This is a genomic window from Paenibacillus sp. MAEPY2, assembly GCF_000499205.1.
GTDB classification, from domain to species: domain Bacteria; phylum Bacillota; class Bacilli; order Paenibacillales; family Paenibacillaceae; genus Paenibacillus; species Paenibacillus vandeheii.
This window is the reverse complement of record NZ_AWUK01000005.1, coordinates 24,027-43,343: the sequence shown is the minus strand read 5'-3', so window position 1 is coordinate 43,343 and position 19,317 is coordinate 24,027. Positions and strand designations below refer to the sequence as shown.

20 protein-coding genes, 1 tRNA gene and 1 riboswitch are annotated in these 19,317 nt (G+C 47.1%); of the genes, 11 read left to right on the top strand and 10 right to left on the bottom strand.

Features of this window, described 5'->3' with window-relative positions; all coding sequences use genetic code 11:
• Positions 1–142: 142 nt before the first annotated feature.
• The 5 genes from P364_RS0103700 (at position 143) to P364_RS0103680 (ending at position 2,510) form a co-directional block, all read left to right on the top strand.
• Positions 143–231 (top strand) — tRNA-Ser (locus P364_RS0103700).
• Positions 232–424: 193 nt separating this feature from the next.
• Positions 425–766: a hypothetical protein gene (locus P364_RS0103695; protein ID WP_024628811.1), complete on the top strand. Its 342-nt coding sequence runs from the start codon at positions 425–427 to the stop codon at positions 764–766.
• Between the two features lie 25 nt (positions 767–791).
• Positions 792–968: a hypothetical protein gene (locus P364_RS37725; protein ID WP_173405207.1), complete on the top strand. Its 177-nt coding sequence runs from the start codon at positions 792–794 to the stop codon at positions 966–968.
• Between the two features lie 24 nt (positions 969–992).
• Positions 993–1,145 carry a small acid-soluble spore protein P gene (locus P364_RS0103685; RefSeq protein WP_024628810.1) on the top strand — a complete coding sequence of 51 codons (153 nt, stop codon included), beginning with the start codon at positions 993–995 and terminating at the stop codon, positions 1,143–1,145.
• A 270-nt stretch (positions 1,146–1,415) separates the two neighbouring features.
• Positions 1,416–2,510, top strand: coding sequence for a hypothetical protein (locus tag P364_RS0103680; protein ID WP_024628809.1), 1,095 nt, complete (start codon positions 1,416–1,418; stop codon positions 2,508–2,510).
• Positions 2,511–2,595: 85 nt separating this feature from the next.
• On the opposite strand, the gene P364_RS0103675 is transcribed toward P364_RS0103680, so the two are convergent.
• Together P364_RS0103675 and tadA are read right to left on the bottom strand one after the other, a co-directional pair.
• Positions 2,596–3,165 carry a GNAT family N-acetyltransferase gene (locus tag P364_RS0103675; RefSeq protein WP_024628808.1) on the bottom strand — a complete coding sequence of 190 codons (570 nt, stop codon included), beginning with the start codon at positions 3,163–3,165 and terminating at the stop codon, positions 2,596–2,598.
• A 34-nt stretch (positions 3,166–3,199) separates the two neighbouring features.
• Positions 3,200–3,700 carry a tRNA adenosine(34) deaminase TadA gene (gene tadA, locus P364_RS0103670; RefSeq protein ID WP_024628807.1) on the bottom strand — a complete coding sequence of 167 codons (501 nt, stop codon included), beginning with the start codon at positions 3,698–3,700 and terminating at the stop codon, positions 3,200–3,202.
• A 334-nt stretch (positions 3,701–4,034) separates the two neighbouring features.
• On the opposite strand from tadA, the gene P364_RS0103665 reads away from it, so the two are divergent.
• Positions 4,035–6,374: a PAS domain S-box protein gene (locus tag P364_RS0103665; protein ID WP_024628806.1), complete on the top strand. Its 2,340-nt coding sequence runs from the start codon at positions 4,035–4,037 to the stop codon at positions 6,372–6,374.
• Positions 6,375–6,392: 18 nt separating this feature from the next.
• Positions 6,393–7,094 carry a 23S rRNA pseudouridine(2604) synthase RluF gene (gene rluF / locus P364_RS0103660; protein ID WP_024628805.1) on the top strand — a complete coding sequence of 234 codons (702 nt, stop codon included), beginning with the start codon at positions 6,393–6,395 and terminating at the stop codon, positions 7,092–7,094.
• A gap of 130 nt (positions 7,095–7,224) precedes the next feature.
• On the opposite strand, the gene motB is transcribed toward rluF, so the two are convergent.
• Together motB and motA are read right to left on the bottom strand one after the other, a co-directional pair.
• Complete coding sequence (gene motB / locus P364_RS0103655) at positions 7,225–8,040, bottom strand: flagellar motor protein MotB (RefSeq protein ID WP_024628804.1); 816 nt, start codon at positions 8,038–8,040, stop codon at positions 7,225–7,227.
• Complete coding sequence (gene motA, locus P364_RS0103650; protein ID WP_024628803.1) at positions 8,027–8,827, bottom strand: flagellar motor stator protein MotA; 801 nt, start codon at positions 8,825–8,827, stop codon at positions 8,027–8,029. The genes motB and motA overlap by 14 nt, the downstream gene beginning before the upstream one ends.
• A 234-nt stretch (positions 8,828–9,061) precedes the next feature.
• Between motA and P364_RS0103645 the strand changes: the two genes are divergently transcribed.
• The 3 genes from P364_RS0103645 (at position 9,062) to rbsK (ending at position 10,936) form a co-directional block, all read left to right on the top strand.
• Complete coding sequence (locus P364_RS0103645) at positions 9,062–9,355, top strand: hypothetical protein (RefSeq protein ID WP_024628802.1); 294 nt, start codon at positions 9,062–9,064, stop codon at positions 9,353–9,355.
• A 252-nt stretch (positions 9,356–9,607) separates the two neighbouring features.
• A complete protein-coding gene (locus P364_RS0103640) occupies positions 9,608–9,904 on the top strand; it encodes a 4a-hydroxytetrahydrobiopterin dehydratase (protein WP_024628801.1) in 297 nt (98 codons plus the stop codon).
• 45 nt (positions 9,905–9,949) lie between these two features.
• A complete protein-coding gene (gene rbsK / locus P364_RS0103635) occupies positions 9,950–10,936 on the top strand; it encodes a ribokinase (protein WP_024628800.1) in 987 nt (328 codons plus the stop codon).
• A gap of 330 nt (positions 10,937–11,266) precedes the next feature.
• On the opposite strand, the gene P364_RS0103630 is transcribed toward rbsK, so the two are convergent.
• From P364_RS0103630 to P364_RS0103610, 5 genes are all read right to left on the bottom strand, one after another.
• Entirely contained in the window at positions 11,267–11,626 is a 360-nt protein-coding gene (locus tag P364_RS0103630) for a c-type cytochrome (RefSeq protein WP_024628799.1), read from the bottom strand.
• A 148-nt stretch (positions 11,627–11,774) separates the two neighbouring features.
• Positions 11,775–12,269: a GNAT family N-acetyltransferase gene (locus tag P364_RS0103625; protein ID WP_024628798.1), complete on the bottom strand. Its 495-nt coding sequence runs from the start codon at positions 12,267–12,269 to the stop codon at positions 11,775–11,777.
• 397 nt (positions 12,270–12,666) lie between these two features.
• A complete protein-coding gene (locus tag P364_RS0103620; RefSeq protein WP_024628797.1) occupies positions 12,667–13,137 on the bottom strand; it encodes a C40 family peptidase in 471 nt (156 codons plus the stop codon).
• A gap of 3 nt (positions 13,138–13,140) precedes the next feature.
• A riboswitch (cyclic di-AMP (ydaO/yuaA leader) is annotated at positions 13,141–13,278 on the bottom strand.
• A gap of 251 nt (positions 13,279–13,529) precedes the next feature.
• On the bottom strand, positions 13,530–14,372 hold the full coding sequence (locus tag P364_RS0103615; RefSeq protein WP_024628796.1) for a hypothetical protein: 843 nt from the start codon (positions 14,370–14,372) through the stop codon (positions 13,530–13,532).
• Between the two features lie 10 nt (positions 14,373–14,382).
• Complete coding sequence (locus P364_RS0103610; RefSeq protein ID WP_024628795.1) at positions 14,383–16,374, bottom strand: M1 family metallopeptidase; 1,992 nt, start codon at positions 16,372–16,374, stop codon at positions 14,383–14,385.
• A gap of 100 nt (positions 16,375–16,474) precedes the next feature.
• Between P364_RS0103610 and P364_RS0103605 the strand changes: the two genes are divergently transcribed.
• Positions 16,475–16,978: a YwhD family protein gene (locus P364_RS0103605; protein ID WP_024628794.1), complete on the top strand. Its 504-nt coding sequence runs from the start codon at positions 16,475–16,477 to the stop codon at positions 16,976–16,978.
• Between the two features lie 138 nt (positions 16,979–17,116).
• Here P364_RS0103605 and P364_RS0103595 read toward each other — a convergent pair whose 3' ends face one another.
• Complete coding sequence (locus tag P364_RS0103595; RefSeq protein WP_024628793.1) at positions 17,117–19,195, bottom strand: transglycosylase domain-containing protein; 2,079 nt, start codon at positions 19,193–19,195, stop codon at positions 17,117–17,119.
• Positions 19,196–19,317: the final 122 nt, after the last annotated feature.

Sequence of the window (19,317 nt, the reverse complement as noted above, 5' to 3'; positions counted from 1 at the left end):
CCAGCGCGGTTTATCTATACTTGATAGGGGAAATCCCTTCTTGATAAAATTGGATATATAAATTCTTATAAAAAGGTTGCTTTCTGGCATACAATTATGTTATGATCAATTTCGTTGGCAAGTTTATAAAAGTTAATGTCCTGGAGAGGTACCGAAGCGGTCATAACGGGGCGGTCTTGAAAACCGTTAGGGGGCAACTCCACGTGGGTTCGAATCCCACCCTCTCCGCCATACTACAATTATGATAAGGATCTGAGCGATACGCTCGGGTCCTTTTTTGCATTTATTTTTACATCCTGCGCAGTTGCATATACGCTTTATTTCCAGAGCGTGTTTACGACAGAAAATCAGTTTGTTTCAATATCCATGTGATGCATAAAAATATCCGAATCGCCGCATTTTATATAAGAGTGGAGGTGGTAAGATGAACCGCGAATTAAACATAGATCAGACGGAGCTTGTAGGTGCTTGGCAGGAAAGATTGCCTGAAGTCCTAAATGTCGGAGATCGGGCTCAGGTTATGGCTGACGAGGCCGATCAGCAGGCCATTCGAATTCACATCGCTACAGCGGGACACCAGATGTACTCTTTTGATTTCAAGTGTGCCTATGTGGATTCTCGTGAAGTCAGCGTGCAGCTGATTGATGTGGAACGTGATGGCAGAACGACGGATGAGCGGACAGAGCCCATTCAGGAATTGGCTCAGGATTACACGCGTCATATTCATGAATGTGCGCAGTCGTTGCAACCCAAAACCAGACAGTAGGTAGATGTCAAAGGAGTGGTAATACGTGAGCAAAGCCAAAGCTGGAACAGATAAAAACTTGCAAAATGTAGTCGCCGATCTGGATCAGATACCTGTGAATAGTCACCATGCCCAACAGATTCAACAGGACTCGAATGACCGTCGGCATCAGGATTCCATGAATCATGACAAAACGGAAGATATGGACCCGTCCCATTCCTAATCCAAACGAAGAGGGGGGAACAACATGAGCAAACCCAAAACAACACCTGTGCCTGAAGCACAGGCTGCTGAGCAACACCGAAAACCTGAAAAGCATTCTTCCATGCAGGAACCGTTGTCAGGCTCCAAAAAAGTGAAAAACCAGAACCATGTGGATCATAACAATCCTCAGGGCTAGGTTAAATAAAGGAAAGATCATTCCTTTCTTTAGCACATATTAAAATGCATAACAATTCCTATAACTCCGGTTAACAAACCGGGGTTTTTGCGCGTTCATACATGATTCAAAGGAGGGCACCCTTGATATATAAAGCTTACATAGGTCTTTGTAGCTAATTTACAGAGTAAAGATCACAAATTTCCCAAATCGTGTTTCCGTTTCAGAATAAATGGTATATCATTGATATTGAACTATTTTTTTGGGGTTATCACGAGAGGAGAGAAACAAATGACTAAACGTATGGGGGCGCTTCTTCTTACGTTGCTGTTAACCGTATCTATGGCACTGACAGCATGTAGCAGCAAGCAAGAACCGAAAGAGGCAATGAAGGCGGCGGCAGCCAATGCTTCCAAACTGACTTCGTATGAGATGAGTTCTAATTTCACTATTAATGAATTGAGCTATAAAGCTGCAGACGAGTCACAGCAGGATCCAACGATGTCTCAATTTATGAGCATGCTGAAGGATGCTCAGTTGAATGTAACTGGCGTATACCAAAGCGAACCAATGCAGACCGAAATGACGGTAGGTATTGAGCTTAAAGGCGATATGGGTATGACATTTACCATTCCAATGGTTATGACCGCTGAGAAGTTATATGTTAAGGTGCCAAGTATTCCGTTCTTCCCGATTCCGGAAACAGTTGTTGGTAAATTCCTGGAGCTGGATCTGAAAGAACTGGCTGAGCAAGAAGGAACGGAATGGAACCCGGATGCTATGGATGCCGCGAAAACACAAAAGCTGAGCAATGAAGTTATGGATGCGGTTCTGAGCGAGTATGATCAGGATAAATTCTTTAAAAACCTGGATGTGAAGGATGCACAGCTTCCTGAAGGTTTGGATGCCAAGCAAGTGGTTCAATTTTCGGTCAACAATGACAATGTGAAAGAAGCGGTTACTGTTCTGGTAACCAAAGCTTTGCCAAAAGTACTGGATATCATCTCTAAAGAAGAATACCGTGACATGTTGCAAATGAGTCAGGCAGATATCGACAAAGCCAAAGAGGATTTGAAGATCACTGAAGCAGATCAAGCTGAAATGGCTAAAGATCTGGACCAATTGAAAGACACACTGACTATTAACCAATTCCAAATTGATTTTGCTTTAGACAAAAAAGATTTCCCGGTATATCAAAAAATGGTTGCTGATCTGTTGATTAAACAGCCTGATACCAAGGATGAAGTTAAGCTTGCATTCACTGGATCAAACACATACACCAAAATTAACGAGAAGCCAGCTTTCAAAATCAATATTCCTACTGGTGAGGACGTTATAACAATGGATGAGTTTGAAGAACTAATGAACGCATCTTACGGATACTAAGTCACCGATTCATACGTTAAAGCAAAGAGCCGCTCGACCTTAGGGTTGAGCGGCTCTTTGTATGTTGTTTCCACGGTTTGTTCAATTACTGTAACGATTCGCCTAAGTCCTCGGCCAGCACAGCGTAGATCTGATGATCCTGATACGCTCCGTTAATTTTGAGATATTTACGAGCAATGCCCTCAGCCTGAAATCCGTTTTTCTCAAGGACACGTTTAGAACCAGTATTGGATAACAGGATGGCCGCCTGAACACGATTTAATTTCAAGGCACGGAAGGCGTAGGATACAGCGAGCTTCACGGCTGCGGTCATTCGTCCGCCGCCCTGATAGTCTGGATGGATAAAGTATCCCATATCAGCATAATTGGCAACACCCTGAACGACATTGTTCAAGCTAACCTGGCCAATAAGAACACCATCATCGATTGTGAAAATTCCGAATTGATACCCTGTTCCTTCCTCTGCCGCCTGCATTCTATCCTGAATACGTCTGGTTTGCGCATGCAGCGTATAGAATTCATCATCCCGGATAGGCTCAACAGCTTGGTAGGGAAGACGTGTGATTTGAATAAGAGCAAGATACGCTTCTGTATCTTGTGAAGTAAGTAACCGGAGACTTATTCCTTTTGGTGTGTCGTACAGTGTAAGCGGCATGGATTGCACTTCCTTTCCTGATGGGTGTCAGATTCTATCTTTTGCGTAAACGCCGGAAAAACTGAGTCAGCATCGTGGAGCACTCCGGTTGCAGAATGTCAGCAACCACTTCGGTTCGGTGATTAAAACGAGGTTCCTGCAATAAATTCATCAGCGTTCCTGCACAGCCGGCCTTGGGGTCAGCGGTACCATATATGACTTGAGGTACTCTGGATTGTACAATGGCACCTGCACACATGGGACAGGGCTCCAGTGTGACGTACAGACTGCAATCCAGCAGGCGCCATGCACCGATGGCTTCACTGGCCTGCCTTATGGCGACCATCTCCGCATGTGCTGTGGAATCAAGTGTTGTTTCGCGCAGGTTATAACCACGTCCAATAATGCGGTTATGTTGAACAATTACAGCCCCGATGGGTACTTCACCAAGTGCTTCCGCTTTGTAAGCTTCAGCAATAGCTTCACGCATCCAGTGCTCATGTTGAGCCTCCTCCGAGAGATGCGAAAGATCAGGTTGGAGAACGTCATCCTTCATTAAAATATAAAACTCCTTCCAAAGAGCATTTGTGCGGCGAACAAACATTCGTTTGTTAACATGTTGTGTATAAGTCTGTGGATAACTGACGAGTTGCTCACATAGTTATGAACATACTATCCACATGCCTGTGGATTTGTGTATATCTTTTAGTGGTTATTCCCATTGTAGGCATGGAAAAGACAAAATACAATGGAATTCGCGTTTTTCAGCCAAACGGTAACTTTTGGACGAGGGTCAATTATCCTTTTCAAATAGACAGACAACAGTTATGATGGATATAGGTTTTGCCATATATCGCCAGAGGGTACAAGCCGAGAGGTGAACGAAAAAGTTGTCTATTAAAACGAAATTATCCATGATTATGTCGTGCTCGGTGCTCGTCATATTAGTTTTGAATATAGCACTGAGTTATTATACTACAGAAGAGAATTTAAGGCAGGACAGCGAAAACAAGATGGTGCTTACGGCCAAACAGATTGCAATTGCTGTCGAACAGAGTCAGTCCAGTTCAGAATATGTAAAACGACAGATTGGGAACAATCTGTGGTTGGCCTCTGTAATGGCAGCAGAAGAATTGGACCCGGATATTCATAATATCACAAATGAAGATCTGGTTCGCATGAGAGAAAAAGTCGGGGTCTCCCATATTTCGTTGATGGAGCAAACGGCTGATGATATTGTGGTTACCCGGTCTTCCGATCCAAAGGAGATTGGATTGTCTACCAAATCCATGACGTATTGGTATCAGGCATTTAAACAGCTTTTCGAAAATCATCAGGTTACGATTTCACAGGGACAGAAATTGGACCATTTTTGGTCGGATGGATTCGAATACTCTACATCAAATCCGTCAGATGTTGATATCTGGGGTTACTATCATGATGGGAAGAGAAATTACATAATCAATCCCTTCTATAATAATGCCGCTGTTGACAGCTATGTGAAGATCTCTGGTCCAGACGAGATTTTGAATAAGATTCGTGAAGTTAATCCATCGATTCTGGAGATTACAGGCATCAACCCGTTGACCTTCGGCAGCTCAAGCATGAGCAATGACGGAAGGGATACGAACCACAGCAAGCTAAACAACAGACCTATTCGTTTCGGTACATATCAATATGGTACCGCAGAAGAGGATCACAAGGCGGTTGTACGGGCAATTCGTACTGGGCAGAATGTATCCTTTGTCAGTGAAACTCATGAACAAAAGGTACTCAAAAGCTTCATTCCTATATTTACTCCAAATGAATCATCTTATGTGATCAGTATTGTCATGGACTATAAGCAAATATCCTCCATGGTATCTGAACAGCTGGTTAGCCATGCCTCGATTTCACTTGTGTTGCTGGAGATTGTGATCTTTGGCAGCTATTTGCTTGCGGGCTATATTACGCGTCCTATTCAATCTATTTTGGGCAAAGTGAATGATGTGGCTGACGGTCATTTTGACTTCCGTCTGAAAGTGAGAAGGAAAGATGAACTGGGCCAATTAGCCAATCGTATTAATGCCATGATTCGTAATTTGGGGCATTATACGAATCGCCTGAAACAGATGTATGAAGAAAATCGGGCGGTAAAAGAGCATTTGGAATCGATCATTAACCAAACGGCAGACGCGATTCATATTACGGATCTGGATGGAAATGTACTGCGGGTGAATCGTGCCTTTGAGCAGTTATATGGCTGGCGCAGTCGTGAAGTTGAAGGCCGCCAATTGAAGATTATCCCTCCTGGCACTGAAGAGCAGATGCGAGAGCAGCATGCCCAGTTGATTGAGGGCATGTCCATTACCTCTAATGAAACGACATGGATGAAGAAGGACGGCAGCCGTGTCGAAGTTAGCGTGAGTACAGCTCCAGTCCGGGATGAAGCAGGCGAGATTACAGCACTAATTAGTGTATCCAGAGACATTACCAGCCGTAATCGTATGGAGGAGCTGCTCAGACGTTCCGAGAAACTGACGACGGTAGGCCAGCTGGCAGCCGGGGTTGCACATGAGATACGTAATCCGCTTACAACTCTGCGTGGTTTCCTCCAGCTCCAACAAGAGACGAATAAGCTTAATCATCGTCACCTGGATTTGATGCTGTCCGAGCTGGATCGAATTAATCTCATTGTGGGTGAGTTTCTGATACTGGCGAAACCACAGGCGGTTCATTTTCAGGAACGGGATATTCGCTTCATTCTGGGAGATGTTATATCATTACTGGACAGCCAGGCGCATCTGCATGGTGTGGAATTTGTACTGAATGCTTCATCCGACTCAGCTATGGTACACTGTGAAGAGAACCAGTTGAAGCAGGTCTTCATTAACTTGTTGAAGAACGGCATGGAGGCTATGCCAGACGGAGGCAATATCCGAATTAAACTCAATCATGACGAAGAAAATAATCGGGTTCGGATTGAAATCAAGGATGAAGGCACTGGAATTCCAGAAGAACTGATGCCTAAGCTGGGAGAACCATTCTTTACAAGCAAGGAATCGGGTACAGGGCTTGGCCTGATGGTCAGCCAGCGCATTATTCAATCACATAAGGGCATGATGGATATCAAAAGCGTCATGAACAAGGGGACAACCGTCATTATCGACCTGCCTGCTTCCCAGCAGCAACCGGAGAGTATAGAGGAAGAGCATAAGACGGACAATGAACTTACAGACGAAGAGAACTAGACGAGGTGAGATTACCTTTTGCGTATTAATAAATTTATCAGTGAAACAGGTTTTTGTTCCCGTCGGGAGGCCGACCGATTGGTGGAAAGCGGAAAAGTAACGATTAATGGAGTGACGGCAGAACTGGGCAGTCAAGCAGAAGATGGTGATGATGTTCGAATTAATGGTCAACCCATTAAGGAAAAACGCAAACACGTATATATTGCGCTCAATAAACCTGTCGGAATAACGAGTACAACCGAGCGTCACATTCAAGGGAATATCGTTGATTTTGTAGGGCACAAAGAGCGCATCTTCCCAATTGGCCGTCTGGATAAGGATTCGGAAGGTCTGATCCTGATGACCAATGACGGAGATATCGTCAATCGAATTCTAAGAGCCGAAGGGCGCCATGAGAAAGAATATATTGTGACCGTGGATCGTGCAGTAACGCCAAGTTTCTTGAGAGGCATGAGCACAGGTGTCAAGATCCTTGGCGAAACGACGTTGCCTTGTACGGTGACTCGCATATCAGATCGGGTGTTCCGCATTATTCTGACGGAGGGGAAAAACCGTCAAATTCGCCGGATGTGTAGTGCATTTGGCTATGAGGTTCGGAAGTTGAAGCGGATTCGAATTATGAACATTCATCTTGGCGAACAGGCCACAGGCACATGGAGAGAACTAACGCCCGCAGAAAAATCGGAATTAAGCAGTCTCCTGGACTATACGATGGAATAAATAATGATTGTCAAAGCGCTGCTTTCCACAAGGAAAGCAGCGCTTTTTAATATCAGTGGATAGAAAAAAAGTCACTCTCCTGTAATGAAGGAGAGTGACTTAAGCATGAGTTTGCACAACGAACGCCCCGTTAGTTACCTTGTTCAACTGCTTTCACGGACGTGTTGTTACTCTGGTACTTCCGGATAATTGAAACTTCTACCCGACGATTCTGAGCTCGTCCAGCTTCAGATTGGTTGCTAGCGATCGGGTGATACTCTCCATAACCACTAGGTGTGAATTTCGCTGGGTCCAGCGTCTCATTTAATAACAGAATTTTGAGGAAATTCAGTGCTCGATCGGCACTTAAATCCCAGTTATCCTTATATTGGCTGTTCGAAATGGGAACATTATCAGTATGGCCAGACACAACGACTTCATATTCCGGGAATTCCTGCAATATGCTAGAGATGGCTTTGGCCAGTGAACGAGACTCGGGCTTAACATCAGCCCGGCCTGAGGAGAACAGGGCGTTATCACTGATCGTGATCTTAAGCTCAGACTGATTCAGCTTGGTATTCAGCTGGTCGGAAAGGCCATTTTTCTGAATATATTGATCAAGCTTTTTCTTGAGTTTCTCCAGATCTTCCTGTTCCTTCTGAGCCATCTGGGCATCTGTAATCTGAGCCGGTGTCTTCTGGATATCTTCAGGCTGCTGTTTGTTCTTGCCCAAATCTGTAGTGGAATCTGTAGGGTTCATGGAGGTATGATCCAGTACACCCGAACCACCGTTCAATGCGCTGCTCAGAGCTGAAGCCATCTGTTCAAACTTCGTTGCATCTATAGAGCTCATAGAGAATAGTGTGATAAACAGAGCGAGCAACAACGTCATCAAGTCGGAGTAGGGAAGCAGCCAGCTCTCGTCTATATGTTCTTCATGCGGTTCGTGTTTTTTAGCCTTTTTCACCTGATGAGCCCTCCTTCTCTTCCAACTGTCTACGTTCGGAAGGTGTCAGGAATACAGATAATTTTTGATTAATGGCAATGGTGGATACACCGGATTGTATCGATAACAAGCCTTCGACCATCATCAGCTTGATTTCCATCTCTTTCTTGGACATCCGCTTGAGTTTATTGGACATCGGATGCCACAACACGTAACCGCTAAAGATACCGAGAAGCGTAGCGATAAACGCCGCTGCAATCGCATGAGAGAGCTTTTCCATATCGCTGAGATCGGCAAGCGCTGCGATGAGACCTACAACGGCCCCGAGTACCCCGAGCGTTGGTGCATACATCCCCGCTTGGGCGAAGATCAAGGCACCGCCACGATGGCGCTCTTCTGTAGCATGAATATCTTCCATGAGTACATCACTTACAAATTCCTGATCATTGCCGTCAATAATCATACGCATACCGCCGCGCAGGAACTGATCATCAATATCTTCGACTTTCGATTCAAGTGCAAGTAAACCTTCACGGCGGGTGGTGGAAGCCCAGTCCATAAATGTGCCGATTAGAGAAACACGGTCAATCAGTTGCTGCTTTTTGAACAGTACCCCGAATAGCTTGGGGATTTTTTTAACTTCAGACATGGGAAATGCCATGAAAATAGTTGCTGCCGTACCAACAAAAATAATAACGTAGGCTGCCGGGTTGTTAACCAGGTTGATTAGGGGTGCACCCTTCAGGAACATACCCACTACAAGTGAAACCAGCCCTAAAACTAGTCCGATAATCGTTGAAATTTCCATCATACACCTCATCCATGAGATAAAATTGAATCCTTTCAAGCGGCTTTATTCGGGCTTCCGGACGAACGTTACACCGCAATCCGTTTAATGTTAGGCAACCTTTAGGGTTGCAGAAACAGTTAAAACGGTCATGTATAGTATTTATCGACCAGATGGCCTTTTTTTTTAAGGGTTATTTTCAGGTATAATAAGAACAAATCTGCTCCTTAGGGGCTAAATAGGAGTGAAAAGTCAATGGGCGTAAAGCATGGACGGGATTATGAAGGAATATTGACAGATTTGACACAGGCTATAGGCCGAATACCGGACCGCTATGTTTTCTTTGAGATGGATGAGGAAGAATGGTCACGCCTTGGTGTAACAGAGCAACTCGAAGTGGATGAGGCATTGGCGGAAGATCTGTTCTATGCGCTGGGTGAGGAGTCTGTCATTCCGGTAGGAAGTGGAGTGGTCATTCATGACAAGGATCAGCACCGAATTCATATCTTAATTGGGGAAGAAGAGCTGACTTTTGTACCACTCATTTAGTATGCTCCTATAAGATATTTGGCATGGGAAACGGAGTTGGAGAATCTCCCTAAAGCCTTATGGTTAGTGGATCTAGCGCCATTTGTACTATTGGAATTTGAGGCTTGTCCGTGGTAAGATGATAGTCATGAAACGGGCGAACCGCAGGGCGGTGGACCTATGCGTTTGGGTTGCTGTGGTAGCACCAAAGGTTTTGATGGCACCGCGGACAGCTGTCTGTGATGAGCCATCATATGGGGAGGAAGATAACGTATGGTTTTTACGCAAGAGGAAGTCGAAGCTCATCTGGGAAGGCTGGAAGGCTGGGAACTGGAAGAGGGACGATGGATTGTCCGCAAGTTCGTATTTTCCAACTACATGAAAGGGATTGCATTTGTGGACGAGGTCGCAGCGATTTCAGAAGCATTCAATCATCACCCTTTTATTACGATTGACTATACAACGGTCACACTACGTCTCACATCTTGGGATGAAGGTGGCATCACATCTGTAGATATTAAAGAAGCAGAGCAATATAACGAGGCGTTTGAGAAAAAGAGGTCGGAATAAACTGGCGCGGTTATCATCGCACTACCGGAAGTGAGTGAAGCATACATGTCAGACGATAATCAGAACAAACCGCTTATTACTGTCGTAGGCAGCCTTAATATGGATCTGGTGGTGAAGACGGACATCATTCCCGAGGAAGGGGAGACGGTGAGCGGGGAGGAACTGCACTATCTGGCCGGAGGTAAAGGTGCCAACCAAGCGGTGGCAGCAGCACGACTGGGCGGACAGACAGCGATGGTTGGTGCGGTAGGATCGGATGGTTTTGGTGAACGCTTGCTGCACAGTCTAACGGAAAGCGGGGCGGATGCCTCACAGGTCCGTATTCTGAATGATACGGTTACAGGTACGGCCTCCATCTGGCTCTCCAAAGGAGATAACCGGATTATTGTCATTCCTGGAGCGAATGGGCGGGTTGTGCCTGCGATGCTGGAAGAGGCGGATACGGTAAAAAGCCTGACTGCAGCCGCAGCGGTGCTGCTGCAGCTGGAGATCCCGCTGCCTGCGGTCACCCGCGCCGCCCAACTGGCGGCTGAAGGCAGCGCATTGGTGGTGCTCAACCCGGCGCCTGCAGTCCCGGGTCTGCCCCAGGAGCTCCTGCGGTGCGTCGACGTCGTCACGCCGAACCGCAGCGAGCTCGCCGTGCTTACCGGCCGGGATGATCTCCGGCCGGAAGACGTGGATGCGGCGGTCGCAGAGCTCGCCGCATCCCTCGGGGCCGCTGTCGTCACGACGCTCGGCCCCGAGGGGGCTGTATACGCGGCGGCGCCTGGCGGCCGCGTACAGGCAGGGCGTGCCGGCGCGTGCCGTGCGCCCGGCTACGCCGTAAGCGCCGTCGACACGACCGGCGCTGGCGATTGCTTCAACGGCGCGCTGGCGGTAGCCCTCGCGCGCGGAGGGACGCTGGACGCGGCGGTAAGCTTCGCCATGGGCGCAGCCGCGTTGTCCGTGACGAAGCTCGGCGCCCAGTCCGGGATGCCGTCTGCACGTGAAGTGCAGGCTTTCCTTGCCGAGCAGAAGACAAAGACGCAGTAAGCCATTCTTCTTTAGGATGAATAATAGGCGGCAGAATAAATTCATGCAACCGGAGTAGCCATAGCGCCGCATATTTTCACCGGAGCCTTCTCTACACGCTGAGCATGTAAATATGACTAAGAGGCTCTTACTTTCCCGGCAAGGGAGAGTGAGAGCCTCTTATCTGTAGAACATCGATAAACCCAGTAACCCTGTGATACGGTTGGCTACGTTATGCGTCCAGCATCACCGCAGTTTAGAGCATGCGTTATAGATCAGGAGGTGATTGAAGCCACCACGCTACACATGCTTGCTTGCAACCTGTCTAACTGTTCGCCTTAAACGTTGGGATTACTTCTTCTCCGCCAGCCACATCGCAATATTCGCGATTTCTTCTTCCTTCAGCTTGTCTTTGAACGAAGGCATACCGCCGCTTTTGCCATTGACAATGGTCGTATAAATCTTCTCCACATCGTCCTGGCTGCCAATTTTCTGCAGACTAGGGCCCATGCCCCCTTGAAGCTGATCACCGTGGCAGGAAATACAGTTGGCTTTAACCAGTGCCTCAGCCTGTCCTGCATCCATGGTAACTTGCGGCATTGTCGGTTTCGCTTCTTCTGCAACTTCCTCTTTCCCTGGAAGCGTAAACATTAGTACAATAGCTAAAGCGCACGCTGCAAAAAATACCCCGCTCATGATCCATTTGTGCATCCCTTATGTCCCCTCCAGAATGAAAGATCATCTAACCTGAAACTATCCATATCATTATAACGGAACCTGTAGTTACATCATAGCATTTTGTGGTAATTTTTTGAACTAATCACATAACCGGGGACTTTTTCGATGTTTTGAAGCCTATTTAATCGCGTGGACCTTCATAGACCATGCAGTAAAAAGGTTTCAAACCGCTCGGTGTCTGTCGTTCGTATGTATCCTGCGTCACAAATCCGGCCTTGAGATAGACACGAATGGCCCGTTCATTCCAGGTCAGGACTTCCAGATCAATTTCGTTTGCCGGGTTCCGGCGAAGGGCTTCCTTCACAATGGCCGAGACAAAAGCCGTCCCCTGACCATGACCACAGCGTTCGGGGTGCATGCCAAGCCCAATGCGAGTGACACCTTCAAGTGGGAAGTATTGAGCGAAACCCCAAATTTGATGATCCTCTCCCAACACCACTGCATATTGTTCCTTCCGTAGCTGGGGATCTCCGAATTCCACTTCGAGTGCTTTCATCTGCTCCCAGGGCAGCCAGCTATAAATATTATAAGGCGGATCATACTGCCAATCACAGATGAGCTCCGCATGTTCTTCTTGCATGGGCACAACGTGAAACGTCACAGGGGCTTTATCCATACAACTGCACGCTCCTCTCATTGTGAACAAGCTATACTGACTTTAATTTGTCCAATAGCCTAGATATGTCATTCCCTATCTATCTTGTTTTCACTCTACAAAAGAGGCGTTCATTTGGCAAGTCCTCGTTATTGAAAAAAAGTGAAACAAAAGTTCCGGTAATTTCGTTTATATTATAGTGGGATGGGTAAAAACATTATAAGAGCACGGACGAAGCAATGCAAAATAGCCCTAAAAAAGTAAAGTTAGGTTAGATAGCTTATCCCAAAATACTTTTGATGGAAACGAAGCACAAAAAAACCGCCGGATACATTCCTGCGGAGAATGTACCAGACGGTTCTATTATGCTTCGTTACAGTAGTGTTATTGTTACAGCATGACGTTGCTCCGCTTGTCCCTAGTCGATGGCCAATGTCTCATATGCGTCCGTGCTCATAATGCGTTTAGCGCCAACATAGCGGTTAGCCCAATAGCTTTCACTTAATGCGCTGATTGTAACTCCTTTGGAAGAAGAGGAGTGTGCAAACTTTCCATCTCCTACAAAGATCCCTACGTGCGAGACCCCTTTGCCCGTTGTATTGAAGAATACCAGATCACCTGGTCTCATTTCCATACGGGATACTGAATCGCCCATGTCGAATTGTGAACTTGATTGGCGTGCCAGATCAATGCCCAGCTTGTCGAATACATAACTTGTAAACCCAGAGCAGTCAAAGCCGTTAAGCGTTGTTCCTCCGCTTTTGTATGTAGTTCCCATTGCTGAATCAATGACTTGGTCCATTTTTGAATCTGCGAATGCGCTGCCTGCTCCAAGCGATAATGCGAATGTGAGGCTAAGTACAGCTGCGGTTAATTTCTTCTTAAACAAAAGATATACCCCTTCCAATGCCTGCGAGGTTAGCTTAAGGATTCGGTTGAAGGTCCCCTATGATCCCTCTGTTGCAAGATCAATTCACCCATAACTGGTTCCCCCGCTTCCCAGGTGCTAGGAATTTGGCTATGCTAGTTGTGCACCTGCGAAATCAAGAAATGACGATTAAATTTTAAGTAGTTACAAATATGAAGGTAAAGATTACAAAGTTGTTACTAAAAACTCACTGCGATTATTGTAACAGAGGTATATCACTTTGGCAACGTTTAGCAACAAAATTAGCAAAAAAAACCTCGACCTTTGACGGGGAAAGGTCGAGGTTTGCTTGTTTAACGGCATTTGATGAGCTTAACTTTACATAGAGATGGTAACAATTTTGACCGTTCAATTTATTCCTTGACCGAGTTGGACTGCCATAACCGGAAATGGGCGCATATTTTCCACAGACTCAGCAAGCACCGGGCAAGTGGGTACGTTTGTTGTAGTATAAGGCCGGTTAAGCCTGTTACTAACCATGAAGCTGAGGTAAAGGCACCAAAGACCAGCAGATGAAGACCGCCCAGAAGGGTCGCAATACCGATCAGGGTGATGATTTGGCGCAGAGCAATCCATAAGGCCTGGACCGTACCACGCGCTCCGCCTTCCCCGTCAGGAGCCGAGACCCCAAACTGCATGTAGAGAAGGGCGTGATGTATTACCCACCCGTATACAATCCAACCAGCAACATAGGGAATACCCGGCAAGAGCAGCTGGAGGGAATGAAAGCCATCCATAAAGATGGAATAGAGCTTCGGTGCGAGCCAATAAGCCGGCAGCAGCAGCAATACGGTTCGAATCGTGTGAAGCAACAGAATCGGTTTCCACAAATTTTTGATGCCGCGAATGAATGGAACGCGCTCTTCCGAATGATTAAAATGCTGGAGTGAGTAGAGCAGCCCTGCCTGAATGAGTGGGCTAATTAGCATCCGCAGCAGCAACATAGCCCCTAGAATCCATAAATAGCGATGGACCTCCGGGTTCGTTGACAGACCAAGCTGGCTCTCCATTTTGAATAGAATCGTACTTAGCTCCCCGGCATCAGGTTCAGGATAACGCAGGAGAAGCGGGACTACAGCTGACTGTACCATCCGATAAAGAAAGTATCCCCATATTAATTGATAGAGAAATAAGAGTGCCGCAATGAACATATGCTGACGGACGAGAAACCAGCCTTCACGTATTTTCGCTTTCACTGTATCCACCTCACCATGACAGACTTCCGAATATAGCTTCTATAAGTTTGGTTGCGCTCATACTCCAGCGGGATTTGGTTGGCTCATCCAGTCCGGCTTTCAGAAAATTGTTCATATGATGGTTCTCCAGCACGATCGTGTATAGCGGATCGGTCATCGCCCAGGAAACCGGGGAAGTGTAGGTCAATTTGTAGGTAATGCGCTCCTTGCTACCATCCCATTCTTTCGTCATGGTTTTCCCATCCTCGAACATAATTCGAACAGGCACCTTCGTATATTCACTGCCTTTTTTCTGCACTGTAACCGACGACTCGTACAATGTTTGACCGTCTTTCAGGACGGGAGTGACCTTGATCTTCTCCACTGCAAAGTCAGCCATGCCGTCTCCGTACACGTATTGTTCAAAATAATCCGACCAGGACGTGCGGGTCACTTGTTCCACGACCTTTTGAAAATCAGAAGAAGTAGGGTGTTTGAAGCGGTATTTCTTCACATAGGTCGAGAGAATGCGCTCCATCGTTTTAGCACCAACCTGCTGCTCGATCCCGAGTAATACAAGCTTGCCTCTTGTGTATACGTTGGCTGCATAATGATTCTGGGAATCAAACTTCCAGGAGTCTTGTGTCAGTGGAGCTGGGGAAGTAATGAGACCTGATTGTACGGGCAGATTCGGGATAAGTCCGTATTCCTGTTCCATCAGTTTGTCTTCCGCATAGGAGGTGAATCCTTCGTCCAGCCAAGCCTCTTCAAATTCATTACTGGCGACCATACCGTAAAAATACTGATGTCCAATCTCGTGCACAACCGTGCGTTCCAGATCGTAACCAGGAGCGGAATCATCCGCACCGAAGGCAGTGACCAAAGTAGGGTATTCCATTCCCCCTGCACCATTCCCCGATTTGGGCGGGACAACGATGGACAGTGTAGAATACGGATAAGGGCCAAACCACTTGCTATAATTGGATAGTGCTGCTTTGGCTGCATAGAAATAACGTTCCTTCAGATCCTCATGAGCAGGGTCGAGGTACAGCTTGATTCGAACGCCAGGCACATTAGGAGCAGAGAAGGGCTCTTCCGCATAAACAAAATCAGGAGAGGCTGACCAGGCAAAATCATGTACATCATCGGCATAGAACTGATAGATTTTTTCGCCGTTCTTCACCACAGCTTGCTGGGTTGGGAATCCTGTGGCAGCCACCTTGTATGTCTCCGGTACCCGAATACGTACACTATAGATGCCGAAATCAGCATAAAACTCTGAATTGCCATGATACTGATGCAAATTCCAGCCTTCGGACGTTCGACCACGTGTGCCTACTGGCTCATATACGCTAAGTTTAGGGAACCATTGACCTGCCATAACAAAGTTATCTGCAGTTCCCATGCGGGCAAAAATTTTCGGCAGCTTGACCTCAAATCGGGTGTGAAGCGTGATGCTTTCACCGGCTTTAACAGGTTTGGGCAGCCGTACCTTAATGAGGGTAGTATCTTTCATATTTCCGTCATCCGGCTGCACATATTGCATTCGATGCAAGAGGGAAAGCCCGTCCTCTGTTTTCATTTCTGTAATATGCATGGAACCATAACCGTCCGTGGGCATAACATCGCCGCGAAGCTTTCCCCCGGATTCTTTCATAAAGGTGGTGTCGGCAGAAGAGAAGGCGTTGGGATACATGTGAAAATAAAGCTCACTGACGGTTTTCTTGCCTGGATGTGTCCAGGTTATCGTCTGAGTCCCTTGTAAGACATTTCCGTCTACCAGCTTCACATCCATGTGATATTCCACTACGCGGTTGCTGAACACTTCAGCGGTAGGTGTCTGTATACTTTCCGGAGATGTTTGGGTTTTGACGGGTGCCGTAGGCTTGCCCGATTCCGGGGCGAGCGCAGGCAAGTCAGAATGAATGGAGCGTGTGGTACCCAGACCAAGCCATATCCCCCCGGCAATTACACACAGGGCTATAATTGCGGTGAGCCAGCTCTTGGCGCGTCGTGGAATCATCGTTAAATACCTCCCGTTGACAAGCATCTACAGCATGTATATGTTTGCATTGGGGCGATTATTAGTTAAAATATTTGTATCAACCCTTGGAGGCTATAAAATGGACCAAAACGAGCAAAACGGCAAAAAACAGATTGCCTTGAATATCGTTAGTGCAAAGAGCAAACACAAAGGCTTCGGTGCAGGCTCCATCGATCTGAACAACCTGTCTCCAGTTATTATTGATAACGGAGAAGCCAAGATCGATATTGGTGCAATGCATGCAAAGAGTAAGGTAGAGCGCAATATCAAGTTCTCGACCAACCGTGAGGACGTACCCAATGGACGCCAGGTATGGCTGGTATGGGTAGCTGTGGACCGTAACGAACAGGGGCAGCTCTATGGCGGAGCAACCGCGTGTGAGATGTGGATTGATACAGAAGCACGTCGTGGATGGAAACTGCTGGCCGATCATGTGAATCGTATGGATTATGCCATGAAGCGTCGGTTCATGCTGGATGGTCTTGGACCGGAGGATCGCGCAGCACTCAAGAAACTGCTGATTACGCATAACGAAGAATGGTGGAATGCTTCTCCAGATGAATTGAAAGAAGCGCTTGCCTAATTCATGTACAAAGCCGTTCAAAAAAAGAAGCAAAAGCCCCGTGACCGAGATGATCGGTTCGGGGCTTTTGCTTTTGTGCTGAAACTGGATTTTTTCGGAGTGACGTAATTACGTCATTACGTATTTACGTCACTTTGGTCATTCCACCCACCAGCGTTTGAAATCCTTCCACCATGAATGCTTCTCTTCCTGTATTCCCTGCTGATTCTGCACTTCGCGACTATTTTTATCATCCTCTGAACCCGAATCGTCTGAAGCGCTGCGACAGACCTCAGTCGGTTCTGTGCCATCAATAAAAACTTCCAGCCGTTTCTCGGCGCAGCCATTGCCAGCCAGTTTGCCGGATTCGGGATCGATATATACACTGACGACGTTATCCGGTACGGTGAAGATCTTCGGTGGAACACTGGCAAGAGCCTGTTCCGTGAACTGGGCAAACATAGGTGCCGCACGACGCCCGTCGGATGTGGAGATGGCTTTGCCTTGATCGTAACCGACCCAGACAGCCGTGGAGAGCTCTGGGGTAAAGCCAACTAACCAGGCATCCGTATTCGTTGTCCCCGTTTTGCCAGCGACAGGCCGTTTAATGGTTGCAGATACCCGATTACCTGTTCCGCCATTTTCGAACACACTCTCCATCAACCGTGTTAATACATAAGCAGCAGCGGGTTCAACGACCCTCTCAGCCTTGGTCTGAGGTGTTTCATAGATTACTCGTCCTGCGGCGTCCGTCACTTGCAGAATGGCTACAGGAGGTGTTCGCTGTCCACCTGCGGCAATAGCGGAGAATGCGGAAGCCATCTCCAGAGGACTAACCGGTGAGGTTCCGAGTGCAAGGGAGGGTACCGGGCTCATATTACTCGTAATCCCTAGATTCTTGGCCATCTTCACCACTTGTTCAGGTCCGATCTGCATAATCGTATTTACCGCGTAGATGTTGTCCGAAGCGGCGATGGCCTGTCTCAGATCAATCTCGCCTAAATACTTATCCCCGAAATTGCCGGGTTTATAGGTCTTGCGATCATTGTCATAATGAAACAGGGTTGGCTCGCTTTTAAACATGGAAGCACTGGTGAGCTGTTTGGATTCCAGGGCAGCCAGATACATAATCGGTTTAAAAGCAGATCCTGGCTGGCGTGTAGTCGCCAGCACATGGTTAATCTGATTGGTGCGGTAATTTTTGCCGCCCACCATCGCTTTGATGTATCCGGTGCGGGGATCGATCGATACCAGAGCGGTTTCCAGCTCGCTTTTGGCATCCATACCTTTGGCTACGGCGTCTTCCGCCGCTTTTTGTACACGCAGATCAAGCGTGGTGTATATATTCAATCCTCCATGATCCAGCATCGCTTCGCTGATTCCCAGCTCCTTGACGGCCAGATTCCGGATATAATCGCGGAAATAGGGGGCGCTTTCCACGGTTTTACGTTCACTTTCCGGCTTGAACGAGAGCATTTCCTCATAAGCCTTATCAGCTTCCACTTGCGTAATTTTGCCGATGTCAGCCATGGCATTTAGTACAACCTTCTGCCGATCCTTGGCGTTCTTCATATGATTATATGGAGAATAGTACGTCGGACCCTTTGGAATTCCTGCAAGCATGGCACTTTCGGCGAGTGTCAACTGTTTAGCCGATTTGCCAAAATACATCCGGGAAGCCGCTTCGATTCCGTAGGCACCATGACCGTAATAGATTTCATTCAGGTACATCTGCAGAATTTCATCTTTGGTGTATTTCATCTCCAATTGTGCCGTGTACATGGCTTCCTTGGCTTTGCGGGTCCACGTTTTTTCATGGGACAAATACAAGTTGCGCGCGAGCTGCTGGGTCAGTGTACTTGCGCCCTGAGACATCTGCATATGTTCCAGGTTTACAAGTACAGCCCGTCCCATTCCTCGGATGTCGAAGCCGACATGATCATAGAATTTGCGGTCCTCAACTGCTAGTGTGGCGTTGACCAAGTCAGGTGAAATATCTCCTAACTGTACAGGCACCGAGTCTTTGCCTCCCGCCGAGAAAGTGGCAATGACTTCGCCCTGGCTGTCCAGCAGCCTGGAATTGCGATCTGAGTCAGCCAGCGGCAGACTAGTGGCGTATAGGTAGACTAATCCTGCTGTCAGGGCGATTAGGCCGAGAATAGCGAGCAGAGTCAGACTTTTGATGACTTTCCATATGCGGAACCCGCGTTTGCGGGTCTTTTGGCTTGGTTGGGTCATGGAACGGGCTCCTTTCTTTTCTTTCCAGTATGGGAATTCGGTGACACGGATATTCAATCATCCCGTTTAACGGTTTAAAATATAGCTTTTTTGCAGAAAAAAACCGTTTTGCAGTATAAACG

Excerpts from the sequence above, each read along its gene's own strand:
- P364_RS0103695 (WP_024628811.1), top strand. The coding sequence starts at position 425 with ATGAACCGCGAATTAAACATAGATCAGACGGAGCTTGTAGGTGCTTGG.
- P364_RS0103625 (WP_024628798.1), bottom strand. The coding sequence starts at position 12,269 with ATGGATAAAGCCCCTGTGACGTTTCACGTTGTGCCCATGCAAGAAGAA.
- P364_RS0103680 (WP_024628809.1), top strand. The coding sequence starts at position 1,416 with ATGACTAAACGTATGGGGGCGCTTCTTCTTACGTTGCTGTTAACCGTA.
- P364_RS0103645 (WP_024628802.1), top strand. The coding sequence starts at position 9,062 with ATGGGCGTAAAGCATGGACGGGATTATGAAGGAATATTGACAGATTTG.
- P364_RS0103685 (WP_024628810.1), top strand. The coding sequence starts at position 993 with ATGAGCAAACCCAAAACAACACCTGTGCCTGAAGCACAGGCTGCTGAG.
- P364_RS0103675 (WP_024628808.1), bottom strand. The coding sequence starts at position 3,165 with ATGCCGCTTACACTGTACGACACACCAAAAGGAATAAGTCTCCGGTTA.
- P364_RS0103595 (WP_024628793.1), bottom strand. The coding sequence starts at position 19,195 with ATGACCCAACCAAGCCAAAAGACCCGCAAACGCGGGTTCCGCATATGG.
- rbsK (WP_024628800.1), top strand. The coding sequence starts at position 9,950 with ATGTCAGACGATAATCAGAACAAACCGCTTATTACTGTCGTAGGCAGC.
- P364_RS0103605 (WP_024628794.1), top strand. The coding sequence starts at position 16,475 with ATGGACCAAAACGAGCAAAACGGCAAAAAACAGATTGCCTTGAATATC.
- P364_RS0103610 (WP_024628795.1), bottom strand. The coding sequence starts at position 16,374 with ATGATTCCACGACGCGCCAAGAGCTGGCTCACCGCAATTATAGCCCTG.
- P364_RS0103630 (WP_024628799.1), bottom strand. The coding sequence starts at position 11,626 with ATGCACAAATGGATCATGAGCGGGGTATTTTTTGCAGCGTGCGCTTTA.
- motA (WP_024628803.1), bottom strand. The coding sequence starts at position 8,827 with ATGGAAATTTCAACGATTATCGGACTAGTTTTAGGGCTGGTTTCACTT.
- P364_RS0103640 (WP_024628801.1), top strand. The coding sequence starts at position 9,608 with ATGGTTTTTACGCAAGAGGAAGTCGAAGCTCATCTGGGAAGGCTGGAA.
- tadA (WP_024628807.1), bottom strand. The coding sequence starts at position 3,700 with ATGAAGGATGACGTTCTCCAACCTGATCTTTCGCATCTCTCGGAGGAG.